Source organism: Streptomyces sp. 1222.5, from assembly GCF_900105245.1.
Classification (GTDB): domain Bacteria; phylum Actinomycetota; class Actinomycetes; order Streptomycetales; family Streptomycetaceae; genus Streptomyces; species Streptomyces albidocamelliae.
Genome location: NZ_FNSZ01000001.1, coordinates 1,655,947 through 1,680,045, shown reverse-complemented (window position 1 = coordinate 1,680,045; position 24,099 = coordinate 1,655,947). Strand labels below are relative to the sequence as shown.

At 72.9% G+C, this 24,099-nt stretch carries 20 protein-coding genes and 1 pseudogene; 12 read left to right on the top strand and 9 right to left on the bottom strand.

Features of this window, described 5'->3' with window-relative positions:
* Positions 1-153: 153 nt before the first annotated feature.
* Positions 154-930 (bottom strand): dimethylargininase, encoded by a 777-nt coding sequence (gene ddaH / locus BLW57_RS07610; protein ID WP_093480581.1) that lies wholly within the window; start codon positions 928-930, stop codon positions 154-156.
* Between the two features lie 142 nt (positions 931-1,072).
* On the bottom strand, positions 1,073-2,698 hold the full coding sequence (locus BLW57_RS07605; protein ID WP_093473112.1) for an ABC-F family ATP-binding cassette domain-containing protein: 1,626 nt from the start codon (positions 2,696-2,698) through the stop codon (positions 1,073-1,075).
* 343 nt (positions 2,699-3,041) lie between these two features.
* On the opposite strand from BLW57_RS07605, the gene BLW57_RS07600 reads away from it, so the two are divergent.
* Entirely contained in the window at positions 3,042-3,872 is an 831-nt protein-coding gene (locus BLW57_RS07600) for an isocitrate lyase/PEP mutase family protein (protein WP_093473110.1), read from the top strand.
* Positions 3,873-3,875: 3 nt separating this feature from the next.
* On the opposite strand, the gene BLW57_RS07595 is transcribed toward BLW57_RS07600, so the two are convergent.
* Positions 3,876-4,292 carry a spore wall synthesis regulator SsgD gene (locus BLW57_RS07595; protein ID WP_093473109.1) on the bottom strand — a complete coding sequence of 139 codons (417 nt, stop codon included), beginning with the start codon at positions 4,290-4,292 and terminating at the stop codon, positions 3,876-3,878.
* Between the two features lie 236 nt (positions 4,293-4,528).
* Here BLW57_RS07595 and BLW57_RS07590 point away from each other — a divergent pair, with 236 nt between their 5' ends.
* Together BLW57_RS07590 and BLW57_RS07585 are read left to right on the top strand one after the other, a co-directional pair.
* Entirely contained in the window at positions 4,529-5,647 is a 1,119-nt protein-coding gene (locus BLW57_RS07590; protein ID WP_257572175.1) for a WD40/YVTN/BNR-like repeat-containing protein, read from the top strand.
* A 79-nt stretch (positions 5,648-5,726) separates the two neighbouring features.
* A complete protein-coding gene (locus BLW57_RS07585; protein WP_093473107.1) occupies positions 5,727-6,065 on the top strand; it encodes a plasmid stabilization protein in 339 nt (112 codons plus the stop codon).
* A 9-nt stretch (positions 6,066-6,074) separates the two neighbouring features.
* On the opposite strand, the gene BLW57_RS07580 is transcribed toward BLW57_RS07585, so the two are convergent.
* Positions 6,075-6,371, bottom strand: coding sequence for a YciI family protein (locus BLW57_RS07580; RefSeq protein ID WP_093480579.1), 297 nt, complete (start codon positions 6,369-6,371; stop codon positions 6,075-6,077).
* A gap of 61 nt (positions 6,372-6,432) precedes the next feature.
* Between BLW57_RS07580 and BLW57_RS07575 the strand changes: the two genes are divergently transcribed.
* Entirely contained in the window at positions 6,433-7,176 is a 744-nt protein-coding gene (locus tag BLW57_RS07575; RefSeq protein WP_093473106.1) for an endonuclease V, read from the top strand.
* Between the two features lie 245 nt (positions 7,177-7,421).
* Here BLW57_RS07575 and BLW57_RS07570 read toward each other — a convergent pair whose 3' ends face one another.
* Entirely contained in the window at positions 7,422-8,600 is a 1,179-nt protein-coding gene (locus tag BLW57_RS07570) for a saccharopine dehydrogenase family protein (protein WP_093473104.1), read from the bottom strand.
* Positions 8,601-8,693: 93 nt separating this feature from the next.
* Entirely contained in the window at positions 8,694-9,296 is a 603-nt protein-coding gene (locus tag BLW57_RS07565; RefSeq protein WP_093473103.1) for a DJ-1/PfpI family protein, read from the bottom strand.
* A gap of 241 nt (positions 9,297-9,537) precedes the next feature.
* Here BLW57_RS07565 and BLW57_RS07560 point away from each other — a divergent pair, with 241 nt between their 5' ends.
* The 4 genes from BLW57_RS07560 (at position 9,538) to BLW57_RS07545 (ending at position 15,899) form a co-directional block, all read left to right on the top strand.
* Complete coding sequence (locus tag BLW57_RS07560) at positions 9,538-10,935, top strand: FAD-binding oxidoreductase (RefSeq protein ID WP_176985911.1); 1,398 nt, start codon at positions 9,538-9,540, stop codon at positions 10,933-10,935.
* Positions 10,936-11,257: 322 nt separating this feature from the next.
* Positions 11,258-12,418, top strand: coding sequence for a CaiB/BaiF CoA transferase family protein (locus BLW57_RS07555; protein ID WP_093473101.1), 1,161 nt, complete (start codon positions 11,258-11,260; stop codon positions 12,416-12,418).
* A 41-nt stretch (positions 12,419-12,459) separates the two neighbouring features.
* A complete protein-coding gene (locus tag BLW57_RS07550; RefSeq protein WP_093473100.1) occupies positions 12,460-13,674 on the top strand; it encodes an acetyl-CoA C-acetyltransferase in 1,215 nt (404 codons plus the stop codon).
* A 41-nt stretch (positions 13,675-13,715) separates the two neighbouring features.
* Complete coding sequence (locus BLW57_RS07545) at positions 13,716-15,899, top strand: 3-hydroxyacyl-CoA dehydrogenase NAD-binding domain-containing protein (RefSeq protein WP_093473098.1); 2,184 nt, start codon at positions 13,716-13,718, stop codon at positions 15,897-15,899.
* On the opposite strand, the gene BLW57_RS07540 is transcribed toward BLW57_RS07545, so the two are convergent.
* On the bottom strand, positions 15,885-16,610 hold the full coding sequence (locus BLW57_RS07540; RefSeq protein ID WP_093473097.1) for a MerR family transcriptional regulator: 726 nt from the start codon (positions 16,608-16,610) through the stop codon (positions 15,885-15,887). The genes BLW57_RS07545 and BLW57_RS07540 overlap by 15 nt on opposite strands.
* A gap of 224 nt (positions 16,611-16,834) precedes the next feature.
* Here BLW57_RS07540 and BLW57_RS07530 point away from each other — a divergent pair, with 224 nt between their 5' ends.
* From BLW57_RS07530 to BLW57_RS07520, 3 genes and pseudogenes are all read left to right on the top strand, one after another.
* Positions 16,835-18,310, top strand: coding sequence for an amino acid permease (locus BLW57_RS07530; protein WP_093473094.1), 1,476 nt, complete (start codon positions 16,835-16,837; stop codon positions 18,308-18,310).
* Between the two features lie 120 nt (positions 18,311-18,430).
* A pseudogene (locus BLW57_RS42175) lies at positions 18,431-18,565 on the top strand (Appr-1-p processing protein); the annotation flags it as partial.
* A gap of 7 nt (positions 18,566-18,572) precedes the next feature.
* Positions 18,573-19,481, top strand: a complete 909-nt coding sequence (locus BLW57_RS07520; RefSeq protein ID WP_093473092.1) for a PfkB family carbohydrate kinase — start codon at positions 18,573-18,575, stop codon at positions 19,479-19,481.
* A gap of 12 nt (positions 19,482-19,493) precedes the next feature.
* Here the strand turns inward: BLW57_RS07520 and BLW57_RS07515 are convergent, their stop codons facing one another.
* A complete protein-coding gene (locus BLW57_RS07515) occupies positions 19,494-21,002 on the bottom strand; it encodes a M1 family metallopeptidase (protein WP_093473091.1) in 1,509 nt (502 codons plus the stop codon).
* 187 nt (positions 21,003-21,189) lie between these two features.
* Between BLW57_RS07515 and BLW57_RS07510 the strand changes: the two genes are divergently transcribed.
* Complete coding sequence (locus tag BLW57_RS07510; protein WP_093473089.1) at positions 21,190-23,139, top strand: Xaa-Pro dipeptidyl-peptidase; 1,950 nt, start codon at positions 21,190-21,192, stop codon at positions 23,137-23,139.
* Positions 23,140-23,154: 15 nt separating this feature from the next.
* Here the strand turns inward: BLW57_RS07510 and BLW57_RS07505 are convergent, their stop codons facing one another.
* Positions 23,155-24,069 carry an FAD-dependent oxidoreductase gene (locus tag BLW57_RS07505; protein WP_093480577.1) on the bottom strand — a complete coding sequence of 305 codons (915 nt, stop codon included), beginning with the start codon at positions 24,067-24,069 and terminating at the stop codon, positions 23,155-23,157.
* Positions 24,070-24,099: the final 30 nt, after the last annotated feature.

The window sequence follows — 24,099 nt, the reverse complement described above, 5'->3', positions numbered from 1 at the left end:
ATCGTAGGCTACGAATCCGTAGGTTACGAAGCCGTAGGTTAAGAGCGCAGTAAAGATCGCTGATCAGCGGGGTCGGCCGCGGGTTCGGGACGGCGTGCCACGCAGCCCCGGACCCGCAGGTCCGGGGCTGTACGGGTGGCGTGCCCCCGGAAGTCAGGCGTACAGCTCCCGCATCCGGACCGAGAGACAGGTCACACAACCCTCCAGCTTCTCGAACTCGCCGATGTCCACCGTGATCACCTCGTGTCCGAGGTCGGTCAGCAGCTCCGCCGTCCTGGGGGCGCTCGACGCCATCAGCAGCTTGCTGCCGCCGAGCAGCACGACGTGCGAGCCGGACTCCTCCGGCACCGACAGGAAGCCGGGGAACAGCGAGGGCCGGTCCACCTTCGGGATGTGCCCGATCACCGTGCCGTCCGGCAGCGCGGTCACCGCCGACTTCAGGTGCAGCACCTTGCTCACCGGTACGGCCACCACGCGCGCGCCGAGCGGCTCGAAGGCCGCCCGCAACTGCTGCACGCCGGCCGCGTTGGTGCGCCCGCCCCGGCCGACGTACACGGTGTCGCCGACCTTCAGGACGTCGCCGCCGTCCAGGGTGCCCGGCTCCCAGATCCAGTTCACCGAGCAGCCGAGACGGGCCACCGCCTCCTCGACACCCGCGGTCTCCGCCCGGCGGGACTCGGCGCCCGGCCGGGTGATCAGCGCCACGTTCCGGAACATGACGACGGTGTCCTCGACGAACACCGAGTCCGGGCAGTCGTCGGCCGGTTCGACCTCGACGGTCTCCCAGCCGTGGGTGCGCAGCGCCTCGACGTACGCCTCCCACTGCTCGCCGGCGAGCCCGACGTCGACCTTCTCCCGCTCGATGTGCGTCACCAGGCCTTCGGCGAGGCGGGGGCCGGGGCGGCGGACGAGGGCCTTCTTGCTGGGCACGACGGGCCTTTCGATTCGGTCGGGTCGGTGGTGCGGCTTTCCGGTGCCGGAGACACGGCACCGGTCCGCCATCATGCAGGGCGCCCCGGGCGGGACAACACCCCTCGTTGTCAGGCTGTGCCCCTCCTGAGACGTCAGGGACTCACGCGGGGTCCCCCATCTCCTCCTCCGTCACCTCCCTCAGGGTCCCTTCCTCCATCAGCAGCCAGCGGGTGATGCCGATCGACTCGAGGAACGGCAGGTCATGGCTGGCCACGAGGAGGGCGCCCTCATAACTCTCCAGGGCCGACGTCAGCTGGCGGACGCTGGCCATGTCGAGGTTGTTGGTCGGCTCGTCGAGCAGCAGCAGCTGGGGCGCGGGCTCGGCGAGCATCAGTGCGGCGAGGGCCGCCCGGAACCGCTCACCGCCCGACAGGGTCGCCGCCCGCTGGTCGGCCCTGGCACCGCGGAACAGGAAGCGGGCCAGCCGCGCCCGGATCCGGTTGTTGGTGGCGCCCGGCGCGAACCGGGCCACGTTCTCCGCGACCGTCAGCTCGCCGTCCAGCACGTCGAGCCGCTGGGGCAGAAACCGCAGCGGGACGTGTACCAGCGCCTCGCCGGCCACCGGCGCCAGTTCCCCGGCGACCGTCCGCAGCAGCGTCGTCTTGCCCGCGCCGTTGCGGCCGACCACGGCGATCCGCTCCGGGCCCCGCAGATCGAGGATGCCCTCGACGCGCGCCCCGTACGCCAGTTCCAGCTTCTCCAGGGTGAGGACCTGCCGGCCGGGCGGCACGGCGGTGTACGGCAGCTCGACGCGGATCTCGTCGTCGTCCCGCACGGCGTCCACCGCCTCGTCCAGCCGCTCCCGGGCCTCGGCGAGCCGCTCCTCGTGCATGATGCGGTGCTTGCCGGCGGACTCCTGGGCCGCGCGTTTGCGCGCCCCCATGACGATCTTCGGCTCGCGCTTGGACTCGTACATCTTCTGCCCGTAGCGCTTCCGCCGGGCCAGTTTGACCTGGGCGTCGCTCAGTTCGCGCTTCTGCTTGCGCACATCGGCCTCGGCGACGCGCACCATCCGCTCGGCGGCCTCCTGTTCGACGGCGAGGGCGTCCTCATAGGCCGAGAAGTTGCCGCCGTACCAGGTGACGGCCCCGGCGCGCAGATCCGCGATCTGGTCGACCAGGTCGAGCAGTTCCCGGTCGTGGCTGACCACGACCAGCACGCCCGGCCAGGCGGTGACGGCCTGGTACAGCCGGCGGCGCGCGTACAGGTCGAGGTTGTTGGTGGGCTCGTCCAGCAGCAGGACGTCCGGCCGCCGCAGCAGCAGCGCGGCGAGCCGCAGCAGCACCGACTCGCCGCCGGAGACCTCGCCGACGGTGCGGTCGAGGCCGATGTCGCCGAGGCCGAGTTCGCCGAGGGTGACCAGGGCGCGTTCCTCGACGTCCCAGTCGTCGCCGAGGGTCTCGAAGTGCTCCTCGGCGGCGTCGCCCGCCTCGATGGCGTGCAGCGCGGCCCGCCGTTCGGCGATGCCGAGGGCCTGGTCGACCCGGAGCGCGGTGTCGAGGGTGACGTTCTGCGGGAGGTAGCCGACCTCGCCGGTCACCTTGACGGTGCCGTCGGCCGGCGCGAGCTCACCGGCCAGCAGTTTCAACAGGGTGGACTTCCCCGATCCGTTGACGCCGACGAGCCCGGTACGGCCGGGGCCGAAGGCGACGTCGAGGCCGTCGAAGACGGCGGTGCCGTCGGGCCAGGCGAAGGACAGGGACGTGCAGGTGAGGGAAGCAGACATGGATGCCTCGCGAGGGTGGGTGCGTTCGGGTGGACGCGTGTCGAGACACCGCGAGGCGGAAACCGAAGGGCCTGGGGCACGGAAGGAGGCCATGAAAAAGGGCCTGTGCCATGAGGACGGCTCGGACGCCGAGGTCGTACGCCACGCACACCTGACCGGTGTGAACGCGGTGTCTCAGGACCTCAGACGAGCAACGTCCTTCTCCAATCGACGGCAACAGAACCGCTGTACACCGTAGGAGAGCCGTCGGGCGCTGTCAACGCGATTACCGTCCGCCCGGCGGTCGACGCACATGTCGTTTTCCTGCCAGCGACCCCGGCGCCACCGCTGCTTGGGTGGGCCCATGACGCTTCCGCACCCGCTCCGTGAGACCGCCCTCGCCTTCCGGGCCCTGCACGTGCCCGGCCGGCCGCTCGTCCTGCCCAACGCCTGGGACGCGGCCAGTGCCGCCGTCGTCGCGGAGGCCGGCGCCGCGGCCGTCGCGACCACCAGCGCCGGCGTCGCCTGGGCGCTCGGTGCCGCCGACGGCGACCGGCTGGACCGGGACCGCGCGCTGGAGGCGGTCGCCCGGATCACCGCCGCCGTACGCGTCCCGGTCAGCGCCGACATCGAAGGCGGCTACGCCGAGGACCCCGCCGGGGTCGCCGACACCGTCCGGGCCGTGCTCGCCGCGGGCGCGGCCGGCGTCAACATCGAGGACGCCCGGTACGACGGTGGTGAGGCGCTGCGGCCGGTCGCCGAGCAGGCCGCCCGGATCGCCGCGGTCCGCGCCGCCGCCGACCGGGCCGGGGTGCCGCTGTTCGTCAACGCCCGGATCGACACGTTCCTGCGCGGGGCCGGGGGAGTGGACCTCACCCTGGAGCGGGCCGCCGTCTTCCTCGCCGCGGGCGCCGACGGGATCTTCGTCCCCGGGGCCGTCGACCCGGAGACGATCAAGGCACTGGTCGCGGGCATCGACGGCCCGGTCAACATCCTGCTGCTGCCCGGCGCGCCCCCGGTCGCGGAGCTGGCCGCGCTGGGCGTCGCCCGGATCAGCGCCGGCTCGGGCCTGGCCGAGGCCGCCCACGCCCTGGTCCGCCGTGCCGCGCGGGAGCTGCTGGAGGAGGGCACGTACGGGTTCCTGGCCGGCGGATACGCCTACGGGGAGCTGAACGCGCTGTTCCCGCGCGCGTAGCGGTCAGGCGGCGTCGCGCATCAGCTCGGCCAGACCGTGGTCCAGGTCGAGCTGGAGGTGTTCGCGACCGACCGGCACCAGCTCGCCGGTCGACTCCAGGAACCGCCGGATCTCGCCCGAGCGGACGTGCACGACCGCCGTGCCCTCGGGGGCGTGGAACTCCAGGACGGTGCGGTCGTAGCCGTACGGCCGCACGCGGACGTCCCCGTGGCCCTCGGGGGCCTCCAGCCCGGCCGCGAGGAGCTCGCGGGAGAAGGTCCAGCACACCTCGACACCCTCCAGGGTGGCCGGGGCCGGGAACGTCATGCGGACGGCGAACGGGTCGCTCCGGTCGTAGCGCAGCGTGGCGGGGATGCTCGGCATGCGCGGTGCGGCGGCGACGAGACGGGCCTCTACGGGCTGCTCGATGACGGTGGACAACGCCTTGCTCCCTTGTGACGGCTGGACTGCGCCCGGGTGACCGGCACCCGGCACTGGAAGAGACGACGGATTCGGCCAATGCGTGCACACGGGGAACGAGTGACCTCGGTCACCGCGTTCATGCATGGTGCGGGGGCCGGAGCTTTCCCGATTGCAATGACCGCCCGATATCGCCCGTCCTGTGCGGGAGTTGGTCCTCTGGACGGCGCCGGAGGCATGGACTAGCTTCGCCCGCCATGAGGCGCTTGGGAAGCACGCGACGCAGGGGACGGGCCGGCGGGCTGCTGGCGGCGGGAGCGGCCTGCGGGGCGGCGCTGGCCGCGCTGACGGTCCCGGCGGCCGAGGCCGGGCAGCTCGGAGCGCACGGCAGCGGCCCCGCGGGGGCGCACTGGGCGGCGAAGGACTCCGGTGCCCCGCAGGTCCGCTTCCGGGGGCTCGCGGCCGTCGACCGGAACACCGCCTGGCTCGCCGGGACCGGCGGCACCGTGCTGCGCACCACGGACGGCGGAGCGACCTGGCGGAACGTCTCTCCGCCGGGGGCGTCCGACCTCCAGTTCCGGGACGTGGAGGCCTTCGGCGCACGGCACGCGGTGGCGCTCGCCATCGGCGAGGGCGAGGCGTCCCGGGTGTACCGCACCGACGACGGCGGCAGGACCTGGACCGAGTCCTTCCGCAACACCGACCCGAAGGCCTTCTACGACTGCCTCGCGTTCTTCGACCACCGCCACGGACTCGCCATGAGCGACCCGGTGGACGGCCGGTTCCGCATCCTCTCCACGAGCGACGGCGGCCGCTCCTGGCGGGTGCTCCCCGCCCGGGGCATGCCACCGGCCCTCGACGGCGAGGCGGGGTTCGCGGCGAGCGGCCAGTGCCTGGTCACCGCGGGGCCGCGGGACGTCTGGCTGGCCACCGGCGGCGGCGCCCACGCGCGCGTGCTGCACTCCGCCGACCGCGGACTGACCTGGAGGGCCGCCGACGTGCCCGTACCGGCCGGCGATCCCGCCAAGGGGGTCTTCGCGCTCGCCTTCCGCGACCGCCGCCACGGCATCGCGGTCGGCGGCGACTACCGTCCCGACCAGCAGTCCCCGCGGGCCGCCTCCGTCACCGGCGACGGAGGCCGCTCCTGGCGGGCCGCCGCGACACCGCCGCCCGCCTACCGCTCCGGCGCCGCCTGGCTCCCGCACAGCCGCACTGCCGCGCTCGCCGTCGGCCCCACCGGCACGGACCTGACCACCGACGGCGGCCGCACCTGGCGGACGGTCGACACCGGCTCCTACGACACCGTGGACTGCGCGCCCGATCTCGGCTGCTGGGCGGCCGGCGAGCAGGGGAGGGTGGCCCGCCTCGAACGCTGACCGGGAGGCCCGGCAGGAGCCGAGGTAAGCCGGTGAAAGCCGGGTACTCGTTTCCCAACCGCAAAGGAAGGGAGCGATCATGCCAGCCGGTTCCAGCCCCAAGCGCGAGCGTCAGTACGAGCACATCAAGAAGAGCGCGCAGGACCGCGGCGAGAGCACCGGGCGCGCCGAGGAGATCGCCGCGCGCACGGTCAACAAGGAACGCGCCCGCTCCGGCGAGTCCAAGACGGCCAGCCGCAGCTCGACGCAGGACATGTCGTCCGGCAGGCGCGGCGGTCAGCGGTCGGGCAACCGCGAGGGCTCGCAGGGCCCGACGCGCGACCAGCTGTACAACGAGGCCAAGCAGCGCGGCATCGAGGGCCGTTCGCACATGAACAAGGACCAGCTCCAGCGCGCGCTGGACAGGAAGAAGGGCTGAGCGGCAGGCTCAGTCCAGGGCCTGCCGGTGGCGCGCCAGTTCGGGGGCCGTCTTGGTGGCGATGAACTCGGTGACGCGGTACGTGCACACACCGGCGACGGTGAACGGGTCGCCCGCGACGATCTCCTCGATGCCGGCCCGGTCCCCCGCGACGGCGAGGATCACCCCGCCGTCGCGGGGGTTCTTGCGTCCGGACGCCAGGAAGACGCCCTTCTCGTACTGCTCGTCCAGCCAGGCCACGTGGTCGGGCAGCAGCGCGTCCACGGCGTCGAGCGGCGCGGTGTAGGTGAGTTCCAGCACGAACATGATCACGAGCCTACCCCCGGGCCGCTGCGGCGGTCCGGGCAGCCGTACAGTCGAGGGCACCATGACGACCGTAGGCGTACCCGCGGGCTGGCCCGCGACCGAGGAAGAGGCCCGGGCCGTACAGGACGGACTGCGGGGCCGGGTGGTGCTCGACGAGTCCGGGCCACCGCCCGGGACGGGCCGGGTCGCCGGGGTCGACGTGGCCTACGACGACGAACGCGACCTGGTCGCGGCGGCGGCGGTCGTCCTCGACGCCGCCACCCTCGAGGTCCTCGCCGAGGCGACGGCCGTGGGCCGGGTCTCCTTCCCCTACGTGCCCGGCCTCCTCGCCTTCCGGGAGATCCCCACCGTCCGGGCCGCCCTGGACGCCCTGCCGGGCCCGCCGGATCTGGTGGTGTGCGACGGCTACGGCCTCGCCCACCCGCGCCGCTTCGGCCTCGCGAGTCACCTGGGCGTGCTCACCGGCCTGCCGACCATCGGCGTCGCCAAGAACCCGTTCACCTTCACCCATGACGACCCGGCCCCGGCCCGGGGCGGCTCCAGCCCTCTGCTGGCCGGGACCGAGGAGGTCGGCCGCGCCCTGCGCACCCGGGACGGCGTCAAGCCGGTGTTCGTCTCGGTCGGTCACCGGGTGAGCCTGGACAACGCCCTCGCGCACACGCTGGCGCTGAGCCCCCGCTACCGGCTGCCGGAGACCACGCGCAGGGCGGACGCCCTGTGCCGCCGCGCCCTTCGCGAGGCGGTGGGGCCCCGGGCGGCCGGGGACGTCGGGGACGCGTCGACGCGCCGGGCGCCGGCCTCCTGACACGCCGAGCCGCGGACGGCCGGACCGTCGCCGGGTTCGAGGGCGTGGTGGTGGAGTTCGCCGCCCCGGTGGCGCGGGCTGCGTCCTCGCCGCCGGATACCGGGTCATGGCCCCCTCGTCCACGGTCGCTCGGCGCACGGACGCCACGTCCGCTTCGCCTCATCGGGCTTGTCCGCCCGGCCCGGAGTCGTCCCCTCCGGCCCCGGCCGGCACCGCGTTCGCCGGACTCGCCGGATGCGGGCCCGCTACCGGCTCGCCGCCACCCGGAAGGTGATGCCGGCGGCGCGCAGCCGTCCGATCAGGGCGTCGCCCATCGCCTGGGCCGTGGTGACCTGTCCGGCCGTCGGCGGGAGGTCGTCGAAGACCAGGCTGAGCGCCGCCTCGGCGAACATCTTGGCCGTCTCGTCGTAGCCCGGGTCGCCGCCGGCGACCTCCGTGAACACGCGCCGTCCGCCGCCCTCGCCGACGAAGCGGACCCTGAACCAGCTCCGCGCCCGCTTCTCCGCGCTCGGCCCGTCCCCGGGCTTGAGCCGGTCCGACAGCCAGCGGCGGGCGGGCGGCACCTGGGCGGCGGCGGCCACCGCGCCCAGGGCGGCGACCCCGCCGAGGGCGACGGGGAGGTGCCGCACGGCGGCGTGGTGCCGGTAGCGGAAGTCGGGGCCGTACCGCTCCAGCGCCCGTGCCGAACGCCGCACGATCTGCGGATCGACGGTCGGCAGCGGCAGCGCCCACGCGCCCAGCTCCCCGACGAACCTCGGCGGGCCCGCGGGCGCGGTCACCCGGCGGCCCATCAGCCGCGGCTCGTGCTGGTACCGCTCCCGTGCGGCGGCGCGCATCGGCCGGCCACGCGCGATCTGGTTCAGCGCCGAGGCCAGGGTGCCGCCCGAGAACGCCGCGTCGGCGGTCACGTACCCGTCCACCGTGAGCGACACGTCCGGCGGCAGTTGCAGCACCGTGAAGTACGCGCCGAGGTCGTGGGGCACGGAGTCGAAGCCGCAGGCGTGCACCAGGCGGGCACCCGTCTCACGCGCGCGTGCGTCGTGCCGTACGTACATGAGGTCGACGAACTCCGGCTCGCCGGTGAGGTCCAGGTAGTCGGTGCCGGCGTCCGCGCAGGCGGCGACCAGTTCCTCGCCGTGGAGCACGTACGGCCCGACGGTCGTGGCCACCACGCGCGCGTGCTCGGCGAGGGCGCGCAGGGAGGCCGGTTCGTCCACGTCCGCCCGCAGAACACCGACGCCGGCGCCGCCGGCCAGGCGTTCCCGGAGCCGTTCCAGCTTGCGTTCGTCGCGCCCGGCCACCGCCCAGCGCAGCTCCTTCGGCGCGTGCGCGGCGAGATACTCCGCGGTGAGCGTGCCGACGAAGCCCGTGGCTCCGAAGAGCACGAGGTCGTAGGGACGATCCGTCCGGTTCAGCCTGCTCATGACACCCCTCGCTGTGTGCGGCACGCGCCACTGTGGTGGCAGAGGCTAGCGCGCGGTGTACCCCGCCCGGCGGAGGGGTACCGCGCGGCCGGCTCACACCGGGGGCCGCGGGTCGTACTGGATGCCGCGCCGCACCTCACGCGCCCGCTCGGGGGACGCCAGCCGGGCCACCAGGTGCAGCGCCATGTCGATGCCCGCGGAGATGCCCGCGGAGGTGACCACGTCACCGTCGTCGACGAACCGCTCGCCGGCCCGTACGTCGATCGTCGGATCGAGTTCCGCGAGCAGGTCCAGCGACGCCCAGTGGGTGGTCGCCGGGCGCCCGGCCAGCAGTCCGGCCGCCGCGAAGACCAGCGAGCCGGTGCACACGCTCGTCATCAGGGGCACCGACCGGCGCTGGGCGCGGACCCACGCCAGGTGCGCCTCGTCGGCGAGCTGGGGGCGGGTCCCCCGGCCGCCCGGATGCAGCAGGACGTCCAGGTCCGGCATCCGGGCCGTCGCCCGGTGCGCCGCGACGGTGAGCCCCTTCGCACAGGTCACGGCCTCTCCGTCGGCGGAGAAGCAGAACACCTGCCAGCCGTCCCCGGCGAAGGTGCGTGTCCAGTACGACAGGACCTCCCACGGGCCGACGGCGTCGAGCTCCTCGACACCCGGGAACAGAAGGATTCCGATACTCCGCAGATCCGCGTCGGCCATGGCCCGATCCAAGCAGCCCGGTCCCGTCCGCGCGCGCCAAGCGGCCGGGGGCCGCGTGAGTCCGTACCCGCCGGCCGGCCTGCGGGGCCCGGCGGGGGGACGGACAATGGTGCCGGCGGGGTTGTCCGCCCTGCCGGTCCTCATCGCAGGCGCACACGGACCCGTGTCCCACGCCCCCGCAGCCCGCCCGGACGTCGCGCCCGAGTCCGTCCGCCACGCGCCGGAACAGGGGTGTTCGATCATGGGCGGTATCGGCAATGCGGCTCTCGACAGCCTGCGCGGGGCGCTGCGGGGACAGGTCCTCGCTCCGGGGGACCCCGGCTACGACGAGGCCCGCGTCATCTACAACGCAATGATCGACCGGCGTCCGGCGGCGATCGCCGGATGCGTCGACGTGGCCGACGTCCGGACGGTGATCTCCTTCGCCCAGGACACCGGAGTGGACCTGGCGGTGCGCGGCGGCGGACACAGCGGTCCGGGGCTGTGCGTGGCCGACGGCGCGCTGACGCTGGACCTGACCCCGATGCGCTGGGCGGACGTCTCCCCGCGGACGGGCACCGCGCGCGTGGGCGGCGGCAGCCTGCTCGGCGATCTCGACCACGCGGCACACACCTTCGGCCTGGCCACTCCGGCCGGGATCGTGTCGACCACCGGAGTCGGCGGTCTCACCCTCGGCGGCGGCCACGGGCATCTGACCCGCAGGTACGGCCTGACCATCGACAACCTGCTGTCGGCCGACGTGGTCCTCGCCGACGGCACGTTCGTCACCGCGTCGCAGGAGGAGCACCCGGACCTGTTCTGGGCCCTGCGGGGCGGCGGCGGCAACTTCGGCGTGGTCACCTCGTTCACCTTCCGGATGCATCCCGTGGACACCGTCGGCGTCGCGCTGACCGTCTGGCCCGTCGACCGCACCCGCGAAGTCCTCCAGTGGTACCGGGAGTTCCTGCCCTCCGCGCCCACGGAGCTCAGCGGCTTCTACGCCCTGCTGGCGGTGCCGCCCGGGCCGCCCTTCCCCGAGGCGATCCATGGACGGAAGATGTGCGGCGTCGTGTGGTGCTACACGGGCGACCTGGCGGGGGACCGGCTGGAGAGGGTGCTGACCGTCGTCCACGCGCCCGGGCCGCCGGCGTTCCACTTCACCGCCCCCATGCCCTACCCCGCCCTGCAGTCCCTGTTCGACGACCTGATGCCGACGGGGCTGCAGTGGTACTGGCGCGGCGACTTCTTCGACGCCATCTCCGACGACGCGATCGCCGTGCACGAGAAGTACGGCCAGAACCTGCCCACCGGCCTGTCCACGATGCACCTGTACCCGGTCGACGGGGCCGCCCACCGGGTCGCCGCCGACGAGACGGCCTGGGCCTACCGGAACGCCACGTGGTCCGGCGTCATCGCGGGCATCGACCCCGATCCCGCCAACGCCGAGCTGGTCCGCCAGTGGTGCGTCGACTACTGGACCGACCTGCACCCGTACTCCATGGGCGGCGCCTACATCAACTTCCTCGGCGAGGAGGAGAGCGCCGACCGGGTCCGGGGGACGTACCGCGACCACTTCGACCGGCTCGCCGCGGTCAAGCGCACGTACGACCCCGGGAACTTCTTCCACGCCAACCAGAACATCCCGCCCGCCGCCCCGTGAGCCCGCCGCCCGGCTCGCCGTCGACGGCTGCCGGGCGCTCTCCCGGCCCGGGCACCCGCGGATGCCCCCTCCGAGGCCGGTCGCGCCCGAGTGCGCGGCCGGCCTCGGCCGCTCCCGCACGGGCACGGGCACGACCGGCCGTGACGGCCGGACCCGGCGGCTGCCCCGCCCGCCTGGCGATCATCACCCCGCCGGGTGATCATCGGCTCGTCGGGCACTTGGCTAAGCGCTTGCTCGTTCAGGGTCTTGTGTCCGGTGGAACGGGTTCTTAGCATCACCGGTGTTACATCAGTTGTGTCACACACCCTTGGGGGCTGGACGCATGACGACGGCAGGGACGCCGACGACGCCGGGCAGCGGCCCGCTCTCCGGCGTGCGCGTGGTCGAGCTGGCCGGTATCGGGCCGGGCCCGTTCGCCGCCATGCTGCTGGCCGACCTCGGCGCGGACGTGGTCCGGGTGGACCGGCCGGGCGGCCAGGGCCTCGGGATCGACCCGGCGTACGACATCACCAACCGCAACAAGCGCTCGGTCCTCGTCGACCTCAAGGCCCCGGACGGGCCCGCCCGCGTCCTGGACCTCGCCGCCCGGGCGGACATCCTCATTGAGGGCTACCGCCCCGGCGTCGCCGAGCGGCTCGGCGTGGGCCCCGCCGACTGCCACGCCCGCAACCCCCGCCTGGTCTACGGCCGCATGACCGGCTGGGGCCAGGACGGCCCCCTCGCCCAGCGCGCCGGGCACGACGTGGCCTACATCGCCGTCACCGGCACCCTCGGCATGATCGGCCGCCCGGACGAGCCCCCGGCCGTCCCCGCCAACCTGCTCGGCGACTACGCGGGCGGCTCCCTCTACCTGGTCGTCGGCGTCCTCGCCGCCCTGCACCACGCACGCGCGACCGGCGCCGGACAGGTCGTCGACGCCGCCATCGTCGACGGCACCGCCCACCTCTCCGCGATGATCCACGGCATGCTGGCCGCCGGCGGCTGGCAGGACCGGCGCGCCGCCAATCTCCTCGACGGCGGCTGCCCCTACTACGGCACCTACGAGACCGCCGACGGCGGCCACATGGCGGTCGGCGCCCTGGAGGGCCGGTTCTACGCGGAGTTCCTGCGCCTGCTCGGCCTGGACGACCTGGCCCCGGCCCACCAGGACTGGACCCGCTGGGAGGAGCTGCGCGAACGGGTCGCGGCCCGCTTCAAGTCCCGCACGAGGGACGAGTGGACGGCCGTCTTCGAGGAATCCGACGCCTGCGTGGCCCCCGTCCTGTCCCTGCGCGAGGCACCCCACCACCCGCACCTCGCCGCCCGCGGCACCTTCACCGACCACGGCGGCATCACCCAGCCCGCCCCCGCGCCCCGCTTCTCCGCCACCCCCACCGGCATTCGCAGCGGCCCCGCCCGGCCCGGAGCGGACACCGGGACGGTGGCGCGCGACTGGGGAATGACAGAACGTGTGAACGACGACCCGGTCGCCGACGGCGACTGACCGGCCCACCCGCTCGGCCCACCCTCCCGAAAGGCACACCAGTGAGCACCGAAGCGTACGTGTACGACGCGATCCGCACCCCGCGGGGCCGCGGCAAGGCGAACGGCGCCCTGCACGGCACCAAGCCCATCGACCTGGTCGTCGGCCTCATCCGCGAGATCCGCGACCGCTTCCCCGGCCTCGACCCCGCCGCGATCGACGACATCGTGCTCGGCGTCGTCGGCCCCGTGGGCGACCAGGGCTCCGACATCGCCCGGATCGCCGCGGTCGCCGCCGGTCTGCCGGACACGGTGGCGGGCGTCCAGGAGAACCGCTTCTGTGCCTCGGGTCTCGAAGCGGTCAACATGGCCGCGATGAAGGTCCGCTCGGGCTGGGAGGACCTGGTCCTCGCGGGCGGTGTCGAGTCCATGTCCCGCGTCCCGATGGCCTCCGACGGCGGCGCCTGGTTCAACGACCCGATGACGAACCTGTCCGTCAACTTCGTCCCGCAGGGCATCGGCGCCGACCTGATCGCCACCATCGAGGGCTTCTCCCGCCGGGACGTCGACGAGTACGCGGCCCTCTCGCAGGAGCGCGCCGCCACCGCCTGGAAGGAAGGCCGCTTCGAGCGTTCCGTGGTCCCGGTGAAGGACCGCAGCGGCCTGGTCGTCCTGGACCACGACGAGCACATGCGCCCGGGCACCACCGCCGACTCCCTCGCGGGGCTCAAGCCGTCGTTCGCCGACATCGGCGAGCTGGGCGGCTTCGACGCCGTGGCGCTGCAGAAGTACCACTGGGTCGAGAAGATCGACCACGTCCACCACGCGGGCAACTCCTCCGGCATCGTGGACGGCGCCTCGCTCGTCGCGATCGGCTCCAAGGAGGTCGGCGAGCGCTACGGCCTCACCCCGCGCGCGCGGATCGTCTCCGCCGCCGTCTCCGGCTCCGAGCCGACGATCATGCTCACCGGCCCGGCTCCCGCCACCCGCAAGGCGCTCGCCAAGGCCGGCCTCACCATCGACGACATCGACCTGGTCGAGATCAACGAGGCGTTCGCCGCGGTCGTGCTGCGCTTCGTGAAGGACATGGGCCTGTCCCTGGACAAGGTCAACGTCAACGGCGGCGCCATCGCCCTCGGCCACCCGCTGGGTGCCACCGGCGCCATCATCCTCGGCTCGCTCATCGACGAACTCGAGCGCCAGGACAAGCGGTACGGCCTCGCGACCCTCTGCGTCGGCGGCGGCATGGGCATCGCCACCATCATCGAGCGCATCTGACCTCCCTGCGGAATCAAGCGACTTCAACGGAGACGACTGTCATGACCGAGAGCACCACCATCCGCTGGGAGCAGGACGACACCGGTGTCGTCACCCTCGTCCTGGACGACCCGAACCAGTCCGCGAACACCATGAACCAGGCGTTCCGCGCCTCCCTCACCGCGATCACCGACCGTCTCGAGGCCGAGAAGGACTCGATCCGCGGCATCATCTTCACCTCGGCGAAGAAGACCTTCTTCGCGGGCGGTGACCTGCGCGACCTGATCCGGGTCACCCCCGAGACCGCCCAGGACCTGCTCGACGGCGGTCTCGCCGTCAAGCGCGACCTGCGCCGCATCGAGACCCTCGGCAAGCCCGTCGTCGCGGCGATCAACGGCGCCGCGCTGGGCGGCGGGTTCGAGCTGGCCCTCGCCTGTCACCACCGGGTCGCCCTCGACACCTCCGGCACCAAGATCGGCTGCCCCGAGGTCACCCTCGGCCTCCTCCCCGGCGGCGGCGGAGTGGTCCGCACCGTAAGGCTGCTGGGCATCGCCGACGCGCTGCTGAAGGTGCTCCTCCAGGGACAGCAGTACAACGCCCGGCGCGCCCAGGAGAACGGCCTCGTGCACGAGGTCGCCGCCACGCCCGAGGAACTGCTCGCCAAGGCGCGCGCGTTCATCGACGCCAACCCCGAGTCCCAGCAGCCGTGGGACAAGCCCGGCCACCGGATCCCCGGCGGCACGCCGGCCAACCCGAAGTTCGCCGCCAACCTGCCCGCCTTCCCGGCGAGCCTGCGCAAGCAGACGGGTGGCGCGCCCTACCCGGCGCCGCGCAACATCCTTGCCGCCGCCGTCGAGGGCTCCCAGGTCGACTTCGAGACCGCCCAGGTCATCGAGGCGCGCTACTTCGTGGAGCTGGCCGCCGGGCAGACCTCGAAGAACATGATCCAGGCGTTCTTCTTCGACCTCCAGGCCGTCAACTCCGGCGCCAACCGCCCCCAGGGGATCGAGCCCCGCCCGGTCCGCAAGGTCGCCGTCCTCGGCGCCGGCATGATGGGCGCCGGCATCGCCTACTCCTGCGCCCGCGCCGGCATCGACGTCGTCCTCAAGGACGTCTCCCTGGAAGCCGCCCTCAAGGGCAAGGGATACTCCGAGAAGCTGTGCGCCAAGGCCGTCGCCCGGGGCCGGACCAGCCAGGAGAAGGCCGACGCGCTGCTCGCCCGCATCACGCCCACCGGCGACGTGGCCGACGTCGCGGGCTGCGACGCCGTCATCGAGGCCGTCTTCGAGGACACCGCCCTCAAGCACAAGGTGTTCCAGGAGATCGAGTCCGTCCTCGCCCCCGACGCGCTGCTGTGCTCCAACACCTCCACGCTGCCCATCACCACGCTCGCCGAGGGGGTCGAGCGCCAGGCCGACTTCATCGGTCTGCACTTCTTCTCGCCGGTCGACAAGATGCCGCTGGTCGAGATCATCAAGGGGGAGCGGACCGGCGAAGAGGCCCTCGCCCGGGCCTTCGACCTGGTCCGGCAGATCAACAAGACGCCGATCGTCGTCAACGACTCGCGCGGCTTCTTCACCTCCCGCGTGATCGGCCACTTCATCAACGAGGGCGTCGCCATGGTCGGCGAGGGCGTCGAGCCCGCCTCCGTGGAGCAGGCCGCGGCCCAGGCCGGCTACCCGGCCAAGGTGCTCTCCCTCATGGACGAGCTGACCCTCACCCTCCCGCGCAAGATCCGCAACGAGTCGCGCAAGGCCGTGGAGGAGGCGGGCGGCACCTGGACCGCGCACCCGGCGGAGGCCGTCATCGACCGTATGGTCGACGAGTTCGAGCGCCCCGGCCGCAGCGGCGGCGCCGGCTTCTACGACTACGCCGAGGACGGCGGTCGGGCCGCCCTCTGGCCGGGCCTGCGCGAGCACTTCACCAAGCCCGGGTACGAGATCCCGTTCCGCGACATGCAGGAGCGGATGCTCTTCTCCGAGGCGCTCGACACCGTCCGCCTCCTCGAGGAGGGCGTGCTGACGTCCGTGGCCGACGCCAACATCGGCTCGATCCTCGGCATCGGCTTCCCGGGCTGGACCGGCGGTGTGCTGCAGTACATCAACGGCTACGAGGGAGGCCTGCCCGGCTTCGTGGCCCGCGCGCGAGAACTCGCCGAGCGCTACGGCGAGCGCTTCACCCCGCCCGCGCTGCTCGTCGAGAAGGCCGAGAACGGGGAGCAGTTCGGCGACTCAGGCCGTTCGTGACCCGGTGACCCACTCGCTCAGCTCTTCCCGCAGCGACCGCTGGAAGGTGGTCAGCAGCGCCTGGACCACCAAGGGGTGCATGTGCGCCGACAGGGACCTCGCGTCCCGGGTGTCACGCTCCGCCACCTCGCCGAGGAAGAGCCGCGAGAGTTCGTGAGCCGCGGCGCGCGAGTGCTCGACGAGCACCGTGCGCGCCGCGAGGATCGTCTCCTGCGACAGCGGTACGTCGAGGAGCTGGACGCCGAGCCGGAGTAGCCCGGCGTCCACCCGGAACGTGCCGCCGTCCGCCGGCCCGACCACGTTCATCGCCGTGAGACGCTCCACGTCCTCCTCGCCGAGCGGCCGGCCGGCCCGCCGCTCCAGCTCGCGCCGCGACACCGTCTCCACGGCCTCCGGCGCCCAGGACGCCACCACCGCGCGGTGGATCGCGAGATCGTCCGGTGTGAGGTCCGGCGGCAGCTGCCGCAGGTACCGCTCGATCGCCGCCAGGGTCATGCCCTGGCGCTGGAGCTCCTCGATGAGAGCCAGCCGGGCCACGTGCCCGGGCCCGTACCGGCCGACCCGGCGGGGCCCGATCTCCGGCGGCGGCAGGAGCCCCTTGCTGCCGTAGAAGCGGACGGTGCGGACCGTGACGCCCGCACGCGCGGCCAGCTCGTCAATGGTGAGCTCCGGCCCACCCGGCTCCGTCCGGTCCTCGGCATCGGTCGTCATGTACAGCAGTATCGCTGTCCCACCACTGCTGTGAAACCCGCCGGACCCGCCCGGTGCGGCTGTGACAAGCGCCGCTGTGTGACATGGGCCATCGTGTACCCGCTGATCCTTCTGGGAAGCTGCTGCCTTGGTCTGTGCCGCGACACACCATGGGTGGTGCGGGCCATGACCTGTACGACCCCCGGGCTCACGAGGTCCGGGCGCACCAGGAAGTGGAACCACCCGTGAGCAAGAAAGCCGTGGAATCGGCGCAGGCCGCCCCCCACAACACGGCGGCCGGAACCCCCGCGGACGCGGGCGACGCCGGCTACAGCAAGGACCTCAAGGCCCGCCACGTCAACATGATCGCCATCGGCGGAGCCATCGGCACCGGCCTCCTCCTGGGCGCCGGCGGTCGGCTCCACCACGCCGGACCCGCGCTCGCACTGGCCTACCTGGTCTGCGGCGTCTTCGCCTTCTTCGTCGTCCGGGCGCTGGGCGAGCTGGTCCTGTACCGCCCGTCCTCCGGATCGTTCGTGTCCTACGCCCGGGAGTTCCTGGGCGAGAAGGGCGCCTACGTCGCCGGCTGGATGTACTTCCTCAACTGGTCGACGACCGGTATCGCCGACATCACCGCGATCGCGCTCTACACGCACTACTGGAGTATGTTCACGTCCATCCCGCAGTGGGTGCTGGCGCTGATCGCCCTCGCGGTGGTCCTCGCGGTGAACCTGATCTCGGTGAAGATCTTCGGCGAGATGGAGTTCTGGTTCGCGATCATCAAGGTCGCGACCATCGTCGGCTTCATGCTGATCAGCATTTTCCTGCTCGCCACCCAGCACAAGGTCGGCGGCCACACGCCCGGCCTGAGCGTCATCACCGACAACGGCGGGGTGTTCCCGCACGGCGTGATGCCGGTCGTCCTGGTGATGCAGGGCGTGATCTTCGCGTACGCAGCGCTGGAGCTGGTCGGCGTGGCAGCCGGTGAGACCGCCGAGCCGGAGAAGGTCGTCCCGCGCGCGGTGAACTCGATCATGTGGCGCGTGGGCCTGTTCTACGTCGGCTCGGTCGTGCTGCTCGCGGTGCTCCTGCCCGGCTCGGTGTACTCCGCCGACCAGAGCCCGTTCGTGACCGTGCTGTCCAAGATCGGTGTCCCAGCCGCCGGCGACGTGATGAACCTGGTCGTGCTGACCGCCGCCATGTCCTCGCTGAACTCCGGTCTGTACTCCACCGGCCGCATCCTGCGCTCCATGGCCATGGCCGGTTCCGCGCCGAAGTTCACCGCCCGTATGAACCGCAGCCAGGTCCCCTACGGCGGCATCCTGCTGACCTGCGCGGTCTGCGTGCTCGGCGTCGGCCTGAACTACCTGGTGCCGAGCCAGGCCTTCGAGATCGTGCTGAACGTCGCCTCGCTCGGCATCATCAGCACGTGGGTGATCATCATGCTCTGCCACGTGCTGTTCGTCCGCCGGGCCCGCGCCGGCCTGGTGGCCCGGCCGCACTTCCAGCTGAAGTTCAGCCCGGTCACGGAGATCGCCACGATCGTCTTCCTGCTGGTCTGCCTCGGCATGATGTGGAACGACCCCGAGGTCGGGCGCAAGACCCTGCTCCTCATCCCGGTGCTCGCCGTCATGCTGGTCGCCGGCTGGTTCGCCGTACGCCGCCGGGTGTCGCAGAACGCCGAGCAGGAGCTGTCCCGGATGTCCACGGGCCCGAAGTAGCACCGGTGCCGCTGTCAGCGGCACCCCCTACGGTGGCGCATGCCGGAGATCACCCATCTCCGGGGTGACGCCACCACCCCGTTCAGCAAGCACATGATCGGCCTCGCCGGCGAAGTGATCGAACCGGGCGCGTCCGTGCACATGCCCCGCATAGGCTGCGGCCTGGCGGGCGGCACGTGGTCCCGCGTGGAACCGCTCGTCACGGAACGACCGGTGCGGCGGGGCGTCCAGGTCACGGTGTACGACCACGGGGAGGTGGCCGATGGGGGCACGGAACGATGTGATCGTGCTGGGCGGCGCGGGTGTGGACACGATCGTCCAGGTCCCCGAGCTGCCGTTGCCGTACGCGGACAGCTACATGATCGACTCCGGGATCCGTACCCGGGCCGGGCAGACCGGTGACTTCGTCGCGCTGGGCCTGACCCGGCTGGGCCTCGTCACCCACCACTGCGACCTGCTCGGCGACGACCCCGAGGGCGACCTCGTCCGCGCCCTGCACCGGGAGCACGGCATCGCGCTCACCGCGCTGCCGCAGCCCGCCGGGACCAAGCGGGCGGTCAACCTCGTCGGCCCCGACGGACGCCGGCTGTCCCTGTACGACACGAGCCGCGGCCATCCCGACGACCGCTTCCCCGAGGCCACCCTGCGCGCGCTGGCCGCCGCCGGCCGGCATGTGCACGTGACCATCACCCAGCCCTGCGCGGAGGCGCTGCCGGTGCTGCGCGAGACCGGCGTCCCGCTCTCCACCGACCTGCACGACTGGGACGGCGAGAACCCGTACCACGAGCCGTTCGCGCACACCGCCGACGTCGTCTTCCTGTCGGCCGCCGCCCTGGCCGACCCCGAGCGGACCATGCGGCGGATCGCGGAGCGCGGCCGGGCCGAGACCGTCGTCGCCACCGCCGGAGCGGACGGCGCGTACCTGCTGGCGGACGGAAGGCTGTCCCGCGTCCCCGCGGTGGCCCCGTCCGTACCGGTGGTCGACTCCAACGGCGCGGGCGACGCCTTCGCCGCGGCATTCCTCTACGGCCGGCTCAGCGGCGAACCGCCCGAGCGGTGCGCCGCGTACGGGGCGGTCGCCGGGGCCTACGCCTGCACCGTCCCGGCCTCCCGCGCGGACGCGATAGGCCGGGACGAACTGCTGGCGCGGGCGGCCGCACCGAACCGGTGAGGCCGCCCCCGGTCAGTGGCCGTGGACGCCGTTCGTGGCCTCGATCCTCTTCCAGGACTTCGGCTGGATGACGGACGTCGGCCGGACGACGCCGGCCCCGCCGGCCCGGACCGGGGAGCGGACCGCGGACACGGCCGGCTTCGACGGCTCGAACAGCCAGGTGTCGAACAGCGCCGACAGGGGCTTGCCGGACACCTGCTCGGCGTACCTCCGGAAGTCGGCCACCGAGGCGTTGCCGTACGCGTGCTCCTTCGGCCAGCCCTTCAGAACGGCGAAGAACGCGTCGTCACCGATCTCGTTGCGCAGCGCCTGGATGGCGGCGGCCCCCCGGTCGTAGACGGCCGCGTCGAACTGCCCGTCCGCGCCCGGGTCGCCGGGCTTCACGGTCCAGAACGCATCGTCGGCCGGGTGGGAGGCGTACACGTAGTCGGCGAGCTCCTGCGTGGTGCCCTCGCCCTCGTGCTCGGACCACAGCCACTGCGCGTACCGCGCGAAGCCCTCGTTGATCCAGATGTCCTTCCAGCGCGCCAGCGACACGTCGTCGCCGTACCACTGGTGGGCCAGCTCGTGCACGACCACCGAGGTGTTGGAGCCGTTCGCGAACTGCTTCGGGCTGTAGTAGACCCGGGTCTGGGTCTCCAGCGCGTACCCGGTGGTGGTGTTCGGCACGTACCCGCCGGCCGAGGAGAACGGATACGGCCCGAAATAGCCGCTCAGCCAGTCGACGAGCTCCCCGGTGCGCTCCACGCTCGCCCGCGCGGCCCCGTCGTTGTCGCCGAGGTCCTTGCTGTAGGCGTTGAGGACGGGCACCCCGCCGTCGGAGGTGCCGGTGGTGATGTCGAACCGGCCGAGCGCCAGCGTGGCCAGATAGGTCGCCTGCGGCTTGTTCTGCCGCCAGTTGTAGCGGGTCCAGCCGAGCTTGGAGACGGTGGACTGCAAGGTGCCGTTGGAGAGTGCCTGGGTGCCGTCCGGTACGGCCACGGACACGTCGTAGGTCGCCTTGTCGCTCGGGTGGTCGTTGCTCGGGAACCACCACCAGGCCGCCTCGGGCTCGTCGGCCGCGACGGCGCCGTCCGGAGTGCGGTGCCAGGTGGTGAAGCCGTACGCGCTCTTCGTGGAGGGCACTCCGCCGTAGCGGACGACCACCGTGATCTCGGTGCCCTTGGCGAGCGGTTTCCTCGGCGTGACGACCAGCTCGTGCTCGCCGGAGGACGAGAAGGCCGCCTCGGCGCCGTTGACCCGCACCTCGCCGACGTCCAGCAGGAAGTCGAGGTCGAAGCTGGACAGGTCCTGCGTGGTCCTGGCCCGGATCGTCGCCGTGCCCTGCAACTCGTCCGTCTTCGGCTGGTACCGCAGCCTCAGGTCGTAGTGCGAGACGTCGTAGCCGCCGTTGCCGTAGTTCGGGTAGTAGGGGTCGCCGATGCCCGGCGCGCCGGGGGAGTGGCTCGCGGCCGATGCCGGGATCGCCAGCAGGAGGGAGGCCGCCGCCAGTGCGCCCGGGGCGATGATTCTGCGGTGCACGTCAGCTCCAAGTCGTCGGGACCACAGGTCCGTTCGGAGAAGTCTGTCGCAGCCTATTCAGACCCTGTGGCCCCTCGGCTGTCCACGGCACCTGCTGTCACACGATCGCCATTCGGCCGTCATGAGCGCACCCGTGTCCCCCAGGTGCCCTCTTCTGCGCGGGAGTTGACCGGAGTAGCGTCCGCGCATGCCGATTCGCACGCGCTTCACGATCTGGAGACCGCTCGTGACAGCGGCCGTCGTCACCCTGACGGCCCTCTTCCTCACCCCGGCCGCCGTCCATGCCGCGCAGCCGCGCGAGAGCCGGCCGGTCTACTCCTACGCCCACGCGATCCGTGAGTCCGTGTGGGTCGACACGGGCCTCGACGAGGACGGCGACGGACGCCACGACCGGGTCGCCGCCGACATCGTCCGGCCCGCCGAGCCCGCCCGGCAGCACCGCGAGGTGCCGGTCATCATGGATGCCAGCCCGTACTACTCCTGCTGCGGGCGCGGCAACGAGAGCCAGCTCAAGACGTACGACGCGCACGGGCACGTCGTGCAGATGCCGCTCTTCTACGACAACTACTTCGTGCCCCGCGGCTACGCCTTCGTCGGCGTCGACCTCGCCGGCACCAACCGCTCCGACGGCTGCGTGGACGTCGGCGGCCGGTCCGACATCCGGTCCGCGAAGGCCGTCGTCGACTGGCTGAACGGCCGCGCCGACGCGTACAGCAGCCGCACCGGCGGCACGCGCGTCCGGGCCGGCTGGACCAACGGCAGAACCGGCATGATCGGCAAGAGCTGGGACGGCACCATCGCCAACGGGGTCGCCGCGACCGGCGTCAAGGGCCTGCGGACGATCGTCCCGATCAGCGCCATCTCCTCCTGGTACGACTACTACTTCGCCCAGGGCGCCCCGCTCTACGACGGCGGCCCCCACGAACTCGCCGGCTACGTCGAGAGCGACACCGCGCGGGCCCACTGCGCGGCCGTGCAGAGGAAACTCGCCGACGGCAGCCCGCGCAGCGGCGACTGGACCCCGCTGTGGACCGAGCGCGACTACGTCAAGGACGCGGCGAAGGTGCGCGCCAGCGTGTTCGTCGTGCACGGCATGCAGGACCTCAACGTGCGCACCAAGCACTTCGGCCAGTGGTGGGACGCCCTCGCGAAACACGGCGTGCAGCGGAAGATCTGGCTCTCCCAGACCGGGCACGTCGACCCCTTCGACTACCGGCGCGGCGCCTGGGTCGACACTCTGCACCGCTGGTTCGACCACGAACTCCTCGGCTACGACAACGGCATCGACCGCGAGCCGGCCGCCGACGTCGAACGCCACCCGGACCAGTGGGTCACCTCCCGCGCCTGGCCGCCGCACGGCACCCGCGCCACCACCCTGCACCCCGCGAAGGGCACACAGGCCGGTGTGGGCACGCTCGGGCTGCGCCCCGCCCGCGGCACCGAGACCTTCACCGACGACCCCCGACTGAGCGAGACCGACTGGGCCGCGCACCTCGGCACGTCCACCCCCGAGAAGGCCGGCTTCCTCACCGCCCCGCTCACCCGCGACCTGCGCCTGTCCGGCTCGTCCACGGTGACGGTGACCGCGACCCCGACGACCACCTCCGCCCACCTGTCCGCCGTCCTGGTGGACCTCGGTCCCGACACCATCCGCGACTACGCCGACCCCGCCGAGGGCATCACCACGCTGACCGGCCGCACCTGCTGGGGCGCGAGCACGGCCGGCGACAGCGCCTGCTTCAAGGAGACCCGGGCGAAGACCGCCCGCGTCGGCCACACCGTGTTCAGCCGCGGCTGGGCCGACCTCGGCCACCACGCCTCCCTCGGCAAGGGGGGCCCGCTCACCCCCGGCAAGGCGTACACGATCACCCTCGACCTCGCGGCCACCGACCACGTCGTCCCCAAGGGGCACCGGCTGGCCCTGATCGTCGCCGGCACCGACAAGGACCTCATCGACCCGCCGTCCACCCGGCCGACGCTCACCGTGGCGCTGTCCGGCACCAGCGCGAGGCTCCCGCTGGTCGGCGGCGCGCCGGCCTTCGCCCGGGCCACCGCGGGCAGTACGGCGGCGGGACCCGGGCCGGACGCCTCGCGGGGCGTGCGCGCACCGCGCGCGGCCGGGCACGTCCCCGAGTAGCGTCCGCGCCCTCGGTCAGGCGGCCGGGAACGCCAGTCCGGCCGCCTCCCGCGCACATCCCCAGGCCACGGTGATCCCGGCGCCGCCGTGGCCGTAGTTGTGCACCAGCACGCGGCCGTCCGCCAGGGGCTCGCGCTCCAGCCGTACCGCGTCCCGGGCCGGGCGCAGGCCCACCCGGTGGGCGAGTACGCGCGCCCCGGCGATCTCCGGCCGGACCCGCGCGCAGCGGGCGACGATCGCGGTGGCGGTGTCCGGGTCCGGTTCCAGCGACCAGTCGTCCTCCTCGGCCGTACCGCCCAGGACCAGCCCGCCCGGCTGCGGGAAGAAGTAGGTGGACTCCGCGGAGGAGTGGTCCACGGAGGTGTACCAGGTCGTCACTCCCGGGTTCGCCACCACGACCAGCTGTCCGCGCACCGGGCGCACACCCGGATCCGGCACCAGCGAACGGGCGCCGAGGCCCGAGCAGTTGACCACCACCGCGGCGGGAACCGCGGCCAGATCGGTCACCTCCTGCTCCTCCACCGACCCGCCGGCCTTCGCCAGCCGCTCCCGCAGCCACTCCAGGTGCACCGGCATGTCGAGCAGGGGCAGCCGGGCCGCCAGCCCGCCGGCCACCGCCCGCAAGCCCGGCACCCGGCCCGCCCAGTCGCCCAGTTCGTCCAGCCCGGTCCCGTCGTGTACGCCGTCGACCAGGCGTACGCCCGTCTCCTCCGGGCGGTCCGCCAGCTCCTCGTACACGGCGAGGGTCCGAAGCGCCCAGCCACCGACCAGCCGCTCCGGCTCGACGCGGTACGGCCACCACAGTCCACCGGCGACCGCCGAGGTCGTACGCCCGGCGGGCTCCCGCGCCCACACCCGCACCCGACGTCCGGACTCGGCCAGCACCACGGCCGTCGTCAGCCCGGCGACCCCGGCCCCGACCACGATCACTTCGTCCCTCGGCTCGCTGTCCACGCCTGG